A 15,672-nucleotide genomic window follows, 5' to 3' on the forward strand; every position below is an offset into this window, starting at 1 on the left:
GCACTTGCTCTGAACATCGCGCAGCGCAGAGCCGCCAGGGCTCTTGTCGGGTTGGCGTGCCCATCGTCGGGTGTCCGCTGAGGGTCCGCCCGGCCATGCGCCGCATGGCCAGGGGGTCTCGCCGATTGCCGCGGTGAGAGTGCCGTTCACCGGATGTCCACGTCTTCGAGACGGGACGTAAGCCATGTGCGATCGTGACGGGTCGTTCTACCGTAACCTCTCCCGCCGAGGCTTCCTCGGCCGGGGCGCCGGCGCCGCGGCGGCGATCGCCCTGCCGGCGCATCTCGCCGCCCTGCTGGCGCCGAGTCCGGCGGCGGCGGGCACCACGCTGAAGGCCACCCACGGCTCCGGCTTCTGCAACATGGGCCTGTTCCTCGCCAAGGAACGGGGGCTGACCAAGGCGGACGGCGTCGATCTCGACTTCGTGGTGACGCCCTCGAACACCGAGATCACCACCATGTTCGGGGCCGGGCTCGTCGACATGTCGATGATCCCGTACTCGAACTTCATGACCCTGTACGATGCCGGCGCGCCGGTGCGGATCGTCGCGGGCGGCGGCGTCGAGGGCTGCATCATCGTGGCCCGCGACGGCATCGAGTCGGCGGCCGACCTCAAGGGCAAGACCTTCGGCACCTTCCAGGCCGACACCCTCGAGGTGCTGCCCTACGACTACCTGAAGAAGGCCGGGATGAGCTTTCGCGATGTCGAGGTGAAGTATCTCGACACTTCGCCGGAACTCGCCCAGGCGTTCATGGCCGGGGCCCTCGACGCGATCTGCCACATCGAGCCCTACGCCTCGCAATGCGTCATGGCCCGCAAGGGCGCCAAGGTCCTCTCGAACGGCACCGATGTCTACGGCAAGGGCTACTCGGATTGCGTGCTCGCCGTGCGGGCGCCGCTCCTCAAGAGCAACCCGGCCGCCGTGAAGGCGGTGATCAAGGCCTTGTTCGTCGCCCAGTCCCAGGCCGAGGCGGACAAGAGCGCGGCTCTCAAGGACACGGTCGGCAAGTACTACAAGACCAGCATGGAGGCGGCGGTCGACGCCTCCGCCAAGCAGCCGATCGTGGTCGACCAGCGCGACCAGACGAAGTTCATCATCGCGCGCGGCGCCTCGATGCAGGAGCTCGGCTACGTCAAGAAGGCTCCGGACGAGGGCGCCTTCGACTGGAGCCTGCTCGAGGCGGTGATCGCCGAGAACAAGAGCCTCTATGCGGGCCTGAAGCTGAAGGCCGCCTGAGCGCCGTCCAACGGCCGGGCGCCGCGCCCGGCCGCCCTTCCTCCCGCACGGACACTCGCCTCGTGACCACACACGCACGGATCGGCCCGATCCCGGCGCCGGTGCGCGCCGCGCTGCCGGGGCTCTCGCCCGCCTGGCGCCGGCGCCTCGCCGGCCTCTTCTGGGGCTTCGTCTCCCTGAGCCTGTTCGCCGGCCTGTGGGAGGGCTTGTGGGCCCTCGACCTCGTCAACCCACTGCTGCTGCCGCCGCCCCACCTGTTCCTGGCCGACATCCCCGGGACGCTCCGCTACTTCGACCGCTCGAACCGGATCGGCAGCGTGGCGAGCGGCGGCGGGGTCGCGGCGCTGCTGATCACCATGGGCTGGACGACGATGCGGGTCTTCGTCGGCCTCGCCCTCGGCTTCGTCTGCGGCGTCCTGGTCGGGGCGTTGGTCCATTACGTCCGGATCCTGCGCAACCTGCTGCTGCCGACGGTGCTGCTGCTCGCTCCGATCTCCCCGGTGGCGTGGCTGCCGGTCGCCATCTTCGTCTTCGGCATCGGCGACAAGCCGGCGATCTTCCTCGTCTTCATCACGCTGTTCTTCACCATCGTGCTCTCGACGGGGGCGCAGATCGAGAGCGTGCCCAAAAATTACATCCACGTTGCCCGCATCATGGGCGCCACCGGCCGTCAGACCTTCTGGCGGGTGGTCCTGCCGGCGATCCTGCCGAGCCTGTTCATGACGCTGCGGCTCAACCTGTTCGGGGCCTGGATGGTGGTGCTGATCGCCGAGACGGTCGGGGTCGGGACCGGCCTCGGGCAGATCACCTCGATGGCGCGCTCGACCTTCAACGCCAAGCTCGTCTTCTTCACCATGGCGATCATCGGCGTGCTCGGCTTCCTGTCCGACTTCGCCCTGCGCCAGGTGCAGCGGAAGATGCTGTGGTGGGTCGGCCCGGGAGGCGCCCGATGACCCGCCCCGCCGTCACGATCCGCGACGTCTCGAAGCGCTGGATGCCGGAGGGGCGCGCGCCGGTCCAGGCGCTGGCCGACCTCGACTTCGAGGTGGCTCCCGGCGAGTTCGTGGTGCTGCTCGGGCCTTCCGGCTGCGGCAAGTCCACCCTGCTCTACATGATCGCCGGGCTGGAGGAGGTCACCTCCGGCCAGATCCTGGCCGACGGCGAGCCCGTCACCGGCCCCTCCGCCGAGCGCGGGCTGATCTTCCAGGACGCCTCGCTGTTTCCCTGGCTCACCATCGCCGACAACGTCGCCTTCGGCCTCGCGGTCCAGCACGTGCCGCCGGTCAAAAGGCGCGAGCTGGCGGTGGAGATGCTGCGCCGGGTCGGGCTCGGCGACATGCTCGACAAGAAGCCGGACGAATTGTCCGGCGGCATGCGCCAGCGCGCGGCCTGCGCCCGGGCGCTCGCCATGCGGCCGAAGGTGCTGATGATGGACGAGCCCTTCGCGGCCCTCGACGTCCAGACCCGATCGCGCATGCAGGATTTCCTGCTGCAGATCTGGCGCGACAGCGGCGCCTCGGTCCTCCTCGTCACCCATTCCATCGACGAGGCGATCTCGCTCGCCGACCGGGTGGTGGTGTTCACGGCCCGGCCGGGGCGGGTGAAGACGATCGTACCCATCGACCTGCCGCGGCCGCGGCCGTCGCGGGACCCGCGCTACCACGCCTATCGCGACCTGTTCACGGAGCTGCTCGGCGCCGAGGTCGACCGGGCCTTCGCCGAGCAGGAGGCCGCCGCAGCGCGATGACCCCTCCCTGTCGCGTCGCTGCCATTCCGGTGGGCCCGGCCGGGCCCGATCCGGATGCTCTCTGGCGGGAGGTCGAGGCGGGAATCTCCGAGGCCGCCGCCGCGGGCGCCGGCCTCGCCGTCCTGCCGGAGCTGACGATCCTGCCCTTCGTCGCCGGCGAGGATCCGGCGCGCTGGCGCCACCTCGCCGAGCCGGCGGACGGGCCGACCGCCCGCCGGATGGCGGCGCTCGCGCGCCGCCACCGCCTCGCCCTGGTGTTCGGCGCGAGCCTGTCCGAGCCCGGCGAAGCATTGCCGCTCAATGCGGCGCTCCTCGCCCAACCGGACGGCAGCCTGGTCCGGATCGCGGCAAAGCACCGGCTGCCGCCACCGCTGCCCGGCGAGCGTTTCGGCGAGGCCGACCATTTCCAATCCGGCCCCGCGGAAGGGCGGGCGGTGCGGGTCGGGTTTCCGGGCGGCGTCTCCCTGCGGGTCGCGGCCCTCGTCTGCTACGACCGGCGCTATCCGGAGGCCTGGGACGCGGCGGCGGCCGGGGCCGACCTCGTCGCCATCCTGGTCGCCGGGCCGGCGCCGCAGGATCCGCCCGGCTTCTTTACCGCCGAGCTCGCCGGCCATGCCCGGCGCTGCCGCGTCGCGGCGGTCGCGGCTGCGCGCCACGGCACCGAGCACATCCTCGGCCGGCCGGTGCGGCACGACGGCGACAGCCTCGTCGTCGGGCCGGGCGGACATCTCCTCGCGGCATGGCAGCCGGATGCGCCGGCTGCCGTCATCAGCCCCTTGGTCATCGATTCCTTGCCGGCTTCCGTCCGGCTCTCCCTCCCCACAGCGTAACGGGACATCACCTCCATGGCAGAGCTCATCGTCCAGGCCGGCTGGGTCGTCACCGGCATCAAGGACCGCAACACCCCGGTCATCGTCGAGAACGGCGCCGTGCTCTCGCGCGACGGCGTGATCGTGGCGGTCGGCCCGGTCGAGGAGATGCAGCGGGCGGCGCCCGCGGCGGAGCTGCGCCGCTATCCCGGCCACGTCATGCTGCCGGGCTTCGTCAACAGCCACCACCATGTCGGGCTCACCCCGCTCCAGCTCGGCTCGCCCGACTACGCCCTGGAATTGTGGTTCGCGAGCCGGCTGCCGGCCCGGCGCCTCGACCTCACCCTCGACACGCTCTACTCCGCCTTCGAGATGGTAGCCTCCGGCATCACCACGGTCCAGCACATCCAGGGCTGGATGGCCGGCGGCTACGACGCGATCCACGCCGCCGCCACCAAGACCCTGAACGGCTACCGCAGCCTCGGCATGCGGGCCTCCTATTGCTACGCCGTGCGCGAGCAGAACCGGCTCGTCTACGAGGCGGACGAGGCGTTCTGCGCCCGCCTGCCGGCCGATCTCGGGACCCAACTCGCCGCCCACCTCAAGGCGCAGGCGATGCCGTTCTCCGACTTCCTGCGCCTGTTCGACCAGTTGCGGGAGGAGAATGCGGGGAACCGCCTGACCCGGATCCAGCTCGCGCCGGCCAACCTCCACTGGTGCACCGACGAGGGGCTCGTCGCGCTCCACGACAAATCCCGCGCCGCCGGGGTGCCGATGCACATGCATCTCCTGGAGACCGCCTACCAGAAGGAATATGCCCGCCGCCGCACCGGCAAGACGGCTTTGCGCCACCTCCACGATCTCGGCGTGCTCGGGCCGCACATGACCCTCGGCCACGGCGTCTGGCTCACCGCCGAGGACATCGACATCGTCGCCGAGACCGGCACCTGCATCTGCCACAATTGCTCGTCGAACTTCCGCCTGCGCTCGGGGCTCGCCCCGCTGAACGCCTGGGAGAAGAAGGGCATCACGGTCGGGATGGGGCTCGACGAGGCGGGCATCAACGACGACCGCGACATGCTCCAGGAATTGCGGCTGGCCCTGCGGGTCCACCGGGTGCCGGGCATGGACGACGACGACGTGCCGACCCCGTCCCAGGTGGTGAAGATGGCGACCGAATCGGGCGCGATGACCACGGCCTTCGGGGCCGAGATCGGCCGGCTCGATCCCGGCCGGTTCTTCGATGCTTCGCTGATCGACTGGCGGCGCGCCACCTACCCGTTCCAGGACCCGGACATCCCCGTGCTCGACGCCCTGGTCCAGCGCGCCAAGACCGAGTGCGTCGACGCCGTCTATATCGACGGCGAGCTGGTCTACGCCGAGGGCCGGTTCACCAAGATCGACCGGGACGCGGTGCTGGCCGAGATCGCCGACGTGCTCGGCCGGCCGCGCTCGCCCGAGGAGGTGGCCAGGCGCGAGCTCGGCCGCGCCGTGTTCCCGCACGTGAAGGCGTTCTACGCCGATTACCTGCCCGAGGCGCCGCGCGACCCGTTCTACGCCGGCTCGTCGATGCGGTAGGACGAGGTCGGCGGACTGCACCAATGGGCAGGCCGCCGGCCCGGCCGCTCCGGCCTACAAGCAGGCGGCCGTCCTCCGCTCCGAACCGGAGGACGGCCGCGCTGTCGTCGCTCCGGAGGAGGCCCGCATGGCTCACTCGAACTCGGCCCGCTCGAACTCGGCCCGCTCGATCTTGCACATGCTGACGCCGCTCAAGCACATGAGCCCGTTCGACGTGAACATGGCGGTGGATGCGGGCTTCGAGACCGTCTCGACCTATACGGGCGTGGAGCTGGCCGAGGTCGTGCCGCTGGTCCAGGATTCGATCTTCTCCCGCGCGCCGCAGGACGGCACCCGCACGGCGATCTTCATCGGCGGCAAGAACGCCGAGACCGCCCTCGACATGGTGGACGCCGCGACCGGCGCCTTTGTGCCGCCCTTCGCCAACCATGTCTTCGCCGACCCGGCCGGCTCCTTCACCACCGGCGCCGCCATGGTGGCCTGCACCCGCCGGGCGCTGCGGGACAAGTTCGGCGAGGACCTGACGGGGAAGCGCGTCGCGATCTTCGGCGGCACCGGCGTCGTCGCCTATTGCGCCGCGGTGATCGCCGCGCAGGAGGGGGCGCACCCGGTCATCGTCGGCTACAACGGCCGCGAGCGGGTGGCGGCGATCGCCGAGGGCATGCGGGCGCGCTTCGGCGTCGCCGTCGAGGCGGCGGACGGCGCGAGCCGGGAGGGCCGCATCGCCGCGGCCCGGGACGCCGAGGTGATCCTGTCGGCCGCCGCCGCGGGCGTGCAGGTCCTGAGCAAAGAGGATCTCGCGCAGGCCGGCCGCCTCCTCGTCGCCGCGGACGTCAACGCCGTGCCGCCGGCCGGCATCGCCGGCATCGACGTCCACGCCGACGCCGCGCCCCTGCCGGGCGGGCGGGGGGTCGGCATCGGCGCGCTCGCCATCGGCAACGTGAAGTACGGGACCCAGGCCGGGCTGTTCCGCCGCCTGCTCCAGGCCGACCAGCCCCTCGTCCTCGACTTCCGCGAGGCCTACCGGCTCGCCGTCGAGATCACCGACCGGGCCGCGGCCGCGTGACCGGCGCGGCCATCCTGATCGCGGCGCAATCGGGCCGGGCGCTCGCCGCCGCGGCGCGGCGCGCCGGCAACCGCCCCTTCGTCGCCGACCTGTTCGGCGACGAGGATACCCGCGCGCTCGCCGCCGGCTACCGCCGCGTGCCCGGCCGGTTCGGCGCCGGACCGGGGGCAAGGGGCGTCGAGGCGGCCTTGAGCAGCCTCGTGGCGGAGGCGGGGGAACCGATGGGCCTCGTCCTCGGCTCGGGCTTCGAGGGCGCGCCGGGGCTGATGCGGCGGCTCGCCGGGCGCTTCCCGCTTCTCGGCGCCACGCCGGACGCGGTCGCGGCGCTCAAGGACCCGGCCGGCTTCGCCGCCCTGTGCCGGCGCCTCGGCATCCCGCATCCGGAGATCGCGCGCGCGCCGGTGACGGACCCCGGGGCCTGGCTGATCAAGCGGCGCGGCGCCTCGGGCGGCCATCATATCCGCCCGGCCGCGCCGGGCCGGCTCCCGGCCGGGGCCTATCTCCAGCGCCGAGTGCCGGGCCTGCCCCGCTCGCTCAACGCGCTGGCGGACGGACGCGCCATCGCCGTGCTGGCGGTGACGGAGCAATGGGTCTCGCCCGGGCCCGGCCGGCCGTTCCGCTACGCCGGCGCCGCCGGGCCGGCCGTGCTGCCGGCCATGGTCCGGGAGGCCGCCGAGCAGGCGCTCACCGCTCTCGTCGCCGCCACGGGGCTCTGCGGCCTCGTCAGCGCCGACCTCATGGTCGACGGCGAGGCCTGGTGGCTGCTCGAGGTCAATCCCCGGCCCGGCGCCACCCTGGACGTGCTCGACCGCGGGCCGGTGCCGCTCTTCGCCGCCCACCTGGCGGCGGCACGCGGCCTGTTGCCGGAGCACCGGCCGCGCCTCCCAGGGGCCGCCGCGACCGAGATCCTGTATGCCGATGCGGCGATCCCCGCGGTGCCGGCCCTCGACTGGCCCGACTGGGCGATGGACCGCCCGCCGGCCGGTAGCCGCGTCGAGGCGGGGGCGCCGATCTGCACGGTGCTGGCCGAGGGGGCGGATGCGGCGGCGGCCCGGCGCGCCGTCGCGGCACGGGCGGCGGAATTGCGAGCGCGGCTGGAGGAAAGGCCGGCCGACGCCGCATTGGCTTTCGCCGGGCGCCGTTCCATGCTGGACGGAGTATCGCGGGATCCCCTCTCCCGTGTGGGAGAGGGGATCCCGCCCTCCAATCGTCACCCAACGGGGCCCCCGAAGACCCCGACCGATCTGACCGGCCATCGCGGGGCGCGCCCCGCTCCGGCCCGAGGGAGTCATCGATGAGTTCATCCGCCACCCCGTCCCGCCCGAGCGTGAACGCGCTCGCCGCCCCCCTGGTCGAGGCCCTGGCCGCCGATGCGGCGCGGTTGCGGCTCGCCGTGACGCGGGCGCCGGACGGGGCGCGGCTGATCGATGCCGGGGCGGGGGCACGGGGCTCGATCGAGGCCGGGCGGCGGATCGCCGAGATCTGCCTCGGCGGCCTCGGCACCGTGACGCTCAGTCCCGCCGGCCCCCTCGAGGCCTGGCCCTTCACCCTGACGGTCCACAGCACCGATCCGGTGCTCGCCTGCCTGGGCAGCCAGTATGCCGGCTGGAACCTCGCCGACGAGGAGGGGGATTCGGGCTTCTTCGCTCTCGGCTCCGGCCCAGGGAGGGCGGCGGCGGCGGTCGAGTCCCTGTTCGAGGAGCTGGCCTATCGCGACGAGGCCTCGCGCATCGCCCTGGTGCTCGAATCGGGCAGCCCGCCACCGGCCTCGGTCACCGCCAAGGTGGCGGCGGCGGCCGGCATCCGGCCCGCCGACGTCACCTTCGTGTACGCCCCGACCCAGAGCCTCGCCGGCGCGACCCAGGTGGTCGCCCGGGTGCTGGAGGTCGCCCTGCACAAGGCGCATTCGGTCGGGTTCGACCTCGACGCGATCGTCGACGGGATCGGCGCCGCGCCGGTGAGCCCGCCGCATCCGGACTTCATCCAGGCGATGGGCCGCACCAACGACGCGATCATCTATGGCGGGCGGGTGCAGCTCTTCGTCGAGGCCGACGATGCCGACGCCAAGGGGCTGGCCGAGGCGCTGCCGAGCACCACCTCGCGCGACCACGGCGCGCCCTTCGCGGAGATCTTTTCCCGCTTCAACGGCGATTTCTACGCCATCGACAAGCACCTGTTCAGCCCGGCCGAGGTGGTGGTGACCTCGCTGCGCTCCGGCCACAGCCACCGGGCCGGCCGGCTGGTGCCGGAGCTGGTGGCGCGCTCCTTCGCTTAGAGGCCACTCCATGCGGATCGGGCTCGCGGCCGATAACGGCGCCTGGCACAAGGCAAGGCTCCTCACCGCCCTCACGGAGCTCGGCGCCGCGCCTCAGCTCTTCTCGCTGGCCGACGTGACGGTCGAGACCGGGCATCCGGAGCCCCTGCGCGTGCCGGGCTTCGGCGGCGGCCTGCCGGACGGGGTGCTGCTGCGCACCATCGCGGGCGGCACCTTCGAGGCGACGACGATGCGGCTCGGCGCCCTGCACGCGCTCGAAGCCGCCGGCACCGTGGTGTGGAACGGGCCGACCGCCATCGAGCGCTCGGTCGACAAGGCGATGACGAGCCTGCTGCTCGCCCGCCACCGCATCCCGACGCCGGAGACGTTCGTGCTCTCGCGCCGCGAGGCCGCCGCCGAGGTCGTCGCCAGGGAGGCGGGACCCGGGAGGCCGCTGGTGCTGAAGCCCCTGTTCGGCTCGCAGGGCGAGGGTCTTCAGCTGATCGCCCGGCCCGACGAGCTGCCGCCCGAGGAGCTGGTCGGCCGGGTCTACTACCTCCAGCGCTACGTCCCCCGGCGCGACGGGGCCTGGCAGGATTACCGGGTCTTCGTCTGCGCCGGCCGGGCGGTCGCCGGGATGATCCGCCAGGGCGACGGCTGGATCACCAACGTCCACCGGGGCGGCCGGCCGCTGCCCTGGCGCCCGCCGGCCCGGGCCGCGGACCTGGCGGAGCAGGCCGCGGCGGCGGTCGGCTGCGGCTACACGGGGATCGATCTCGTCGAGGACGGGGAGGGCGGCTTCCAGGTGCTCGAGGTCAACAGCATGCCGGCCTGGTCGGGGTTGCAGCAGGTGACCACAATCGACATCGCCCGGGAGGTCGCGGCCGGCTTCCTGGCGGCGGTCCGGACCGGGTGCGCGCCGCGCCTCGCGGTCGCCGGGCCGGCGTGATGGAGAGCGAACCCGCGCTTGCCCCGGAGGCGATCGCCGAGGCCTATCGCGCCGCCTGCCGGGCGGAGCTCGCGGCGATCAAGCCCGGCAACGTCCACGTCCACGCCGCCGGGCACCGGATGAGCGTCGCGGATTTCGAGGCGAGCGCGGCGCTCTCCGCCCCGCCCCTCGCGGCGGCGGGCGCCCGGGTCGGGGCGCGGATCGAGGGCGCGGTCGCCGCCACCCGGGCGGGGGTCGGCCAGAACACCAATCTGGGCATCGTGCTGCTCTGCGCGCCGCTCGCCGCCGCGGCCGAGCGGCCGGGCCCGCTGCGCCCGGCCCTCGCGGCCGTGCTCGCGGATCTCGACGGGACGGACGCGGCCGGCCTCTACGCGGCGATCCGGCTCGCCAATCCCGGCGGGCTCGGCCGGGCCGAGCGCCACGACGTGACGACGGACGCAGCCCCGTCGGTCCTGACCGCGATGGGCGAGGCGGCGTCGCGCGACCGCATCGCCCGGGCCTACGTCACCGGGTTCGAGGACCTGTTCGCGACCGGGCTCCCGGCGCTGGCGGCGGCCCGCAGGGCCGGCCTCACGGAGCCCTGGACCACCACGGCGGTCCACCTCGCCTTCCTGACCGGATTTCCCGACAGCCACGTCGCCCGCAAGTTCGGGCCCGACACCGCCGAGCGGGTGCGGGCGGAGGCCGAGGCCTCCTTGCGCAGGCTGGTGCTCGGGGAGGGCGCGCGGGCGGCCCTGCTCGCCCACGATGCCGCCCTCAAAGCCGCGGGCCTCAACCCCGGCACCAGCGCCGACCTCACCGTGGCGACCCTGTTTCTCGACGCGCTCGGGCACCTGAAGGCGGCCGGGGCCCCTTCGTCAAGGCAAGCTGCCAATAAGTCGTAGTCGCGGCGCGGCTCGTCTGCGGGTGCCGGGGCCGGAATGGACCATTGTACCGGGCCGGCCGACTTGTTCACGGTTCAGCGGCGCTGTAGGGTCCCGCCGCTATCCAGACAACCGGTTCGGCTTCACGCTGAACGCCGACAGCAAGGATGGCGGGGCCGAGCCGCATTGTTACGGCGGTCGGCTAACCTTATCGACACCTGGGAGAATCCCCACATGGCGACGATCAACAAGGTGATGGTGGGCGAAGCCCTCGTCGGTGACGGCAACGAGGTAGCGCATATCGACCTCATCATCGGCCCGCGCGGCAGCGCCGCCGAGACGGCGTTCTGCAACAGCCTGACCAACAACAAGCACGGCTTCACCAGCCTGCTCGCGGTGGTGGCGCCGAACCTGCCGTGCAAGCCCAACACCCTGCTGTTCAACAAGGTCACCATCAACGACGCCCGCCAGGCCGTCCAGATGTTCGGCCCGGCCCAGCACGCCGTCGCCAAGGCGGTGCAGGATTGCGTCGCCGAGGGCATCATTCCGGCCAACGAGGCCGACGACCTCTACATCCTGGTCGGCGTGTTCATCCACTGGGAAGCCGCGGACGACGCCAAGATCGAGAAGTACAACTACGAGGCCACGAAGCTGTCGATCCAGCGCGCCATCAAGGGCACGCCGACCGCCGCCGAGGTCACGCAGCAGTACAAGACCGCCCAGCACCCCTTCGCGGCGAACGTCGCCTAGACAGGAAACCGTCCGGAACAGTCAGCGGCGCCTCCCCCGCCGCCCCCGCCGCCTCCGCCGCAGGGGCTGTTCCAGCGACTGGCCTCCATCTTCCTCGGACGTTGACTCCATCATCGGGAGGGCCCCACCGGGCCCTCCTTCCTTTTGCGGATCTCCCGCTCGGCGCCCTCAGGCCCGCAGCCGCCCGTCATGGATCGCGCTCGCGACCAGCACCCCGGCGGCGCCCGCCGCCTCCAGGGCCGGGAGGTCCTCCGGCCCGCGCAGGCCTCCGGCGGCGTAGAAGGCCGTCCGCGGCGCGCGCGCCTTGAGGGCGGCGAGTCCCGCGAGGTCCGGCCCCGCCCCGCTGCCGACCCGCGACAGCGTCATCACGATCACCTCCGGCGGCCAGGCCGAGGCCTCCTCGTGCAAAGCCGCAGGCCCCAGGGGGGCGCCGTCGCGGCTGTCGAGGGAGAGCACCGCGGCGGCGGCCAGCCGGCGCACCAGGGCCGCATCGGCCTGGCTCTCGCTGCCGAGCACCGGCCGGCCGAGGCCCGCCGCCAGGAACGCCGCGACGCCCTCCTCGGTCGCGAAGCCGGCATCGACCCACAGTTCCACCCCCGGGCAGGCCGTCGCGATCGCCCGCAAGGCGCCGAGGTCGGGCGGCGTGCCGTCCATGATCGCGTCGAGATCGGCGACGTAGAGCCGGCGCGCCGGCCAGGCCGCGAGGAGGCCGCGCGCCACGTCGGCGGGGGCGGGGCCGGGGCTGAGCGGCGTCACGATCGGCGCGTAGCGCTCACGGTCGCCGGCCCGGGCCCGCACCACGACGCCGCCGCGCAGGTCGAGGACCGGCACCACCTCGGTCCGGGTTGCGAAGCTTGGCCCGCTCATGCCACCCCACCCCGACCGGCTCCTCGACCGGCCTTGCGCGAGACCCGCCCGTGACTCATCTCCATCCCCCCGCCTCGCTCCGTCGCGTCATCGGCTGGGACCTCGGCGGGGTCCATGTCAAGGCGGCGCTGGTCGAAGGCGGCCGCGTGCAGGCGGTGGTGCAGGCGCCGTGCCCGCTCTGGAACGGCCTGCCGGCCCTCGACGCCACCGTCGCGTCCCTGCCGGACTGGGCCCGCGCGCCCGCCCGCCACGCCGTGACGATGACGGGCGAATTGACCGATTGCTTCTCCGACCGCGCCGACGGCGTGGCGCAGCTCGCCGCCTGGACGGCCAGGAATCTGAAAGGCGAGGTCGCGATCTATGCCGGGCGCTCCGGCTTCGTCGCGCCCGAGGCCGCCGCGTCCCGCGCCCCCGACATCGCCAGCGCCAACTGGCACGCCACCGCCGCCCTGGTCGGCACGATGCAGCCGGACGCGCTCCTGGTCGATATCGGCTCGACCACCGCCGACCTGATCCCGATCCGTGGCGGGCAGCCCCGGGCGATCGGCTACAGCGACGCCGAGCGGCTGGAGACGGGGGAGCTGGTCTATACCGGCGTGGTGCGCACGCCGCTCCTGGCGCTGTCGCAGACCGCGCCGTTCCGCGGCCGGCGCACCGCGCTGATGGCCGAGTGCTTCGCCACCACCGCCGATGCCTACCGCCTGCTCGGCCTGCTACTGGCGGCGGAAGACCAGCAGGACACCGCCGACCTCAAGGGCAAGTCGACCCATGAGACCGAGATCCGCCTCGCCCGGATGATCGGCCGCGACCGGCACGAGGGGACGAGCGCCGACTGGGCGCGGCTGGCCGGCTTCTTCGCCGAGGCGCAGCTGCGCCTGCTGCACGACGCCGCCGGCCTGATCCTGTCCCGCGGGGAGTTGGGGGAGGGCGAGTTGGGCGAGGACGGCTTGGACCACGCGGCGCCGGTCGTGATCTGCGGCGCCGGCCGCTTCGTCGCCGCCAGGCTCGCCGCGCGCCTCGGGCGGCCGGTGGTGGACCTGGCCGACCTGATCGCCCCGCGCCTCGCCCCGGAGGCCACCGCCTTCGCGTCGACCTGCGGCCCGGCGGTGGCGGTGGGGTTGCTGGCGGCGGAGGGCTGATCGTCCGGTCAGAAGCGCCGCGCGAGGGTCGCGCCGAGCCCGTCCTCGATCGCCCCGCGCGCGCCGAGCCACGGCATGCTGATCGGGGTGTCGACGAGCAGCAGCAGGGTCCGGCGCAGGAGCTGGTCCAGGGCCTCGGGGCAACCGGCCGCGCCGAGGCCGGTGCCGTTGAGCCGGTCGTCGAGCTCCCGGGTGGTGCCGAGGAAGCCCATGCTCCAGCCGGAGAAGCGGCGCTCGGCCGCGACATCCATCTCGATCACCGCCAGGGTGTGATGGCGCCGGTCGACCAGGATCGATTCGAAGATCGGCTGGACGCCGTCCCGCGGCCCCTCCAGCACCTGGAAGAAGCCGAGGCCGGTATAGACCAGCACGCCGGAGACCGCGGCCGCCTGGTTGCGCCGCCGGGCGGCTGCGAGAAGGGACGCGACGTGGCCCTGCCCCAGCATCACCTCCGCCGGATGCGCGGCCGTGCTCTTGTAGATGATGCGGAAGATGTCCTCGGACATCCGAATCTCCGGGCAGCGATCCGACCTGGATAGGCCAAAGGGGGCGGGTCGCGATAGCGTCTCGATGGACCGCCGGGAGAATTGCAGGCCAGGATCGCTACTCAGGATGGAAGTCCCGGGACCGGGATCAGCTGCGCCAGCGCAGCTCCCGCGGCTCCAGGGGGTTGACGAAGGCGGCGCCGGCCTCGCGGGCGCGGAGGAACTCGCGCTTGAGGCTGAAATACCATTGCGACTGCACGTCGCTCTCGCCCATCAGCACCATCGCGGGCTTCCGGTCGAGGCCGCGCTGGGCGATCTGGAGCACGTCCCGGTCCTGGCCGAGGAACTGGCGCATCAGCGGCCGGGCGATGGGTTTCAGCAGGTTGAGGCCTGAGATGTTCCAGTACATCGCGTTGATGAGCGCGGTGCGGCCATTCGCCAGCGGCGACGCGAAGGTGTAGTTCGCCAGGCGCTTCTCGCCGGCGGTGATCCGCTCCAGCCGCACCCCCGGCAGCCGGAACTCGATCTCGACCTCCGGGATCGAGCCGAGCAGGCGGTAGGCGAGGGAGGCGGTCTTCGCCGTGTGGCTCGTCATGGTGAAGCCGAAGGGCGAGGGCGCGAAGTGCTTCACCTTCTCCTTCATCGTCTTCGACGGGCGCCACCACCAGGAATCGTGCACATAGGCGACGTGGGCCGGATCGACGAAGCTCAGGGCCACGAGGTCGAACGAGGCCTCGACCTCCAGGATCTCGACCAGCTGGCCGCAATAGGCGAAATCGACCTCGGGGATCGGCGGTGCCGCATCCGCGTTCGCACTTGCGGGGCCCCCACTTGCCGCGTTCCCAGTTGCCGGATTCGCGCTCGCATGGACCCAGATCAGGCCGGATTTCTCCGCCACCGCGAAGCGGGCGAGACGGACCGAGGCGAAATTGGCGTCGTCCCGGCGGGCCAAAGCGGGGATCGCCGCGCAGACGCCGTCGGGCCGGAACTGCCAGCCATGGAACGGGCAGACGAGGTTGCCGTCGACGATGCGGCCGGCCGACAGCGCCATGCCGCGATGGGGGCAGCGGTCGCGCAGCGCGAACAGCGCGCCCGATTCCTCGCGCCCGACCACCACGGCCTCCTCGCCGAGGCTCACCGACCGCATTCCCCCGGGCCGCAGGCTGCGGCTCTCGCCGACGCAGTACCAGACGTCGTCGAGCGCCCGGCGGATCGGATCCCCTGTCATGCTGCCTTCCGCGGTCCCCGCGTCCCATGCCCGTCGCGCGGCATCCTCGTGCCGGCGGATGTCCTTAACCCATCCTGCGGGCCCGTGAAGCGCCGGAACGCGCGCATCTCCCCCGCGCGCCGGAAGCAGGCGGAACGGCGAGCAGGGCCGTTCGTTACCGTGCCGGGATGCCGCAGGGCACACGTGCCCTACATGCGTCCCGGCCGCGTTCGCGGGCGGCCCCACACCGAATGCCCCCTGACGGAGGATGACACGATGAGCCTGCTCGGGACGATCGTCAGCAAGATCCTGCACCCCTTCGGCGGCGGCGAGGCCCAGGCGCAGACGCCTGAGACCACCTCCACCAGCGCGCCGGCCGGCGGCGGCACCACGGGCGCTACGCCCGGCGGCGACGTGCCGAAGGTCGACGGTAAGGTCGACGTCGAAGCGGTGCTCAACGACCTCGCCGCCAAGGCCGGCCAGCCGCTCAACTGGCGCACCTCGATCGTCGACCTGATGAAGCTGCTGCACCTCGACAGCAGCCTGTCGGCGCGCAAGGAACTCGCCCAGGAGCTGCACTACACCGGCGACACGAACGATTCCGCCACGATGAACGTGTGGCTGCACAAGCAGGTCATCAAGAAGCTCGAGGAGAATGGCGGCAAGGTGCCGGACGACCTCAAGGACTAAGTAAGACCGATCCAGGGCATTCCCGACGACG

At 72.7% G+C, this 15,672-nt stretch carries 16 protein-coding genes; 13 read left to right on the forward strand and 3 right to left on the reverse strand.

Annotation, left to right across the window (positions count from 1 at the left end; genetic code table 11):
- Positions 1-184 precede the first annotated feature (184 nt).
- The 11 genes from DA075_RS05695 to fae all read left to right on the forward strand — a co-directional run bounded on the left by DA075_RS05695 (position 185) and on the right by fae (position 11,253).
- Positions 185-1,237 (forward strand): ABC transporter substrate-binding protein, encoded by a 1,053-nt coding sequence (locus DA075_RS05695; RefSeq protein ID WP_099952398.1) that lies wholly within the window; start codon positions 185-187, stop codon positions 1,235-1,237.
- A 62-nt stretch (positions 1,238-1,299) separates the two neighbouring features.
- Positions 1,300-2,190 (forward strand): ABC transporter permease, encoded by an 891-nt coding sequence (locus tag DA075_RS05700; RefSeq protein ID WP_099952399.1) that lies wholly within the window; start codon positions 1,300-1,302, stop codon positions 2,188-2,190.
- Positions 2,187-2,984, forward strand: a complete 798-nt coding sequence (locus tag DA075_RS05705; RefSeq protein ID WP_099952400.1) for an ABC transporter ATP-binding protein — start codon at positions 2,187-2,189, stop codon at positions 2,982-2,984. Before DA075_RS05700 ends, DA075_RS05705 begins: the two co-directional genes overlap by 4 nt.
- Positions 2,981-3,814, forward strand: a complete 834-nt coding sequence (locus DA075_RS05710; RefSeq protein ID WP_099952401.1) for a nitrilase-related carbon-nitrogen hydrolase — start codon at positions 2,981-2,983, stop codon at positions 3,812-3,814. The genes DA075_RS05705 and DA075_RS05710 overlap by 4 nt, the downstream gene beginning before the upstream one ends.
- A gap of 15 nt (positions 3,815-3,829) precedes the next feature.
- Positions 3,830-5,371 carry an amidohydrolase family protein gene (locus DA075_RS05715; protein WP_099952402.1) on the forward strand — a complete coding sequence of 514 codons (1,542 nt, stop codon included), beginning with the start codon at positions 3,830-3,832 and terminating at the stop codon, positions 5,369-5,371.
- A 127-nt stretch (positions 5,372-5,498) separates the two neighbouring features.
- On the forward strand, positions 5,499-6,437 hold the full coding sequence (locus DA075_RS05720) for an NAD(P)-dependent methylenetetrahydromethanopterin dehydrogenase (RefSeq protein WP_244936509.1): 939 nt from the start codon (positions 5,499-5,501) through the stop codon (positions 6,435-6,437).
- Entirely contained in the window at positions 6,434-7,735 is a 1,302-nt protein-coding gene (locus DA075_RS05725; RefSeq protein ID WP_099952403.1) for an ATP-grasp domain-containing protein, read from the forward strand. Before DA075_RS05720 ends, DA075_RS05725 begins: the two co-directional genes overlap by 4 nt.
- Positions 7,732-8,712, forward strand: a complete 981-nt coding sequence (gene mch, locus DA075_RS05730; protein ID WP_099952404.1) for a methenyltetrahydromethanopterin cyclohydrolase — start codon at positions 7,732-7,734, stop codon at positions 8,710-8,712. Before DA075_RS05725 ends, mch begins: the two co-directional genes overlap by 4 nt.
- A 10-nt stretch (positions 8,713-8,722) precedes the next feature.
- Positions 8,723-9,640 carry an ATP-grasp domain-containing protein gene (locus DA075_RS05735; protein ID WP_099952405.1) on the forward strand — a complete coding sequence of 306 codons (918 nt, stop codon included), beginning with the start codon at positions 8,723-8,725 and terminating at the stop codon, positions 9,638-9,640.
- Positions 9,640-10,524 (forward strand): triphosphoribosyl-dephospho-CoA synthase, encoded by an 885-nt coding sequence (locus tag DA075_RS05740; RefSeq protein WP_099956428.1) that lies wholly within the window; start codon positions 9,640-9,642, stop codon positions 10,522-10,524. Before DA075_RS05735 ends, DA075_RS05740 begins: the two co-directional genes overlap by 1 nt.
- A 213-nt stretch (positions 10,525-10,737) precedes the next feature.
- The gene (fae, locus tag DA075_RS05745; RefSeq protein ID WP_048449095.1) at positions 10,738-11,253 is read left to right on the forward strand and encodes a formaldehyde-activating enzyme; all 516 of its coding nucleotides are present in this window, start codon (positions 10,738-10,740) and stop codon (positions 11,251-11,253) included.
- Between the two features lie 168 nt (positions 11,254-11,421).
- Here the strand turns inward: fae and DA075_RS05750 are convergent, their stop codons facing one another.
- Positions 11,422-12,120 (reverse strand): HisA/HisF-related TIM barrel protein, encoded by a 699-nt coding sequence (locus DA075_RS05750; RefSeq protein ID WP_099952406.1) that lies wholly within the window; start codon positions 12,118-12,120, stop codon positions 11,422-11,424.
- A gap of 50 nt (positions 12,121-12,170) precedes the next feature.
- Between DA075_RS05750 and DA075_RS05755 the strand changes: the two genes are divergently transcribed.
- Entirely contained in the window at positions 12,171-13,259 is a 1,089-nt protein-coding gene (locus DA075_RS05755) for a hydantoinase/oxoprolinase family protein (RefSeq protein WP_099952407.1), read from the forward strand.
- Between the two features lie 8 nt (positions 13,260-13,267).
- Here DA075_RS05755 and DA075_RS05760 read toward each other — a convergent pair whose 3' ends face one another.
- Entirely contained in the window at positions 13,268-13,765 is a 498-nt protein-coding gene (locus DA075_RS05760) for a BLUF domain-containing protein (protein WP_099952408.1), read from the reverse strand.
- 127 nt (positions 13,766-13,892) lie between these two features.
- Entirely contained in the window at positions 13,893-14,972 is a 1,080-nt protein-coding gene (locus DA075_RS05765) for an aromatic ring-hydroxylating oxygenase subunit alpha (protein WP_099952409.1), read from the reverse strand.
- Between the two features lie 255 nt (positions 14,973-15,227).
- On the opposite strand from DA075_RS05765, the gene DA075_RS05770 reads away from it, so the two are divergent.
- Positions 15,228-15,641: a DUF3597 domain-containing protein gene (locus DA075_RS05770; RefSeq protein WP_099952410.1), complete on the forward strand. Its 414-nt coding sequence runs from the start codon at positions 15,228-15,230 to the stop codon at positions 15,639-15,641.
- The last annotated feature ends 31 nt before the right edge of the window (positions 15,642-15,672 follow it).

Source organism: Methylobacterium currus (genome assembly GCF_003058325.1).
Classification (GTDB): domain Bacteria; phylum Pseudomonadota; class Alphaproteobacteria; order Rhizobiales; family Beijerinckiaceae; genus Methylobacterium; species Methylobacterium currus.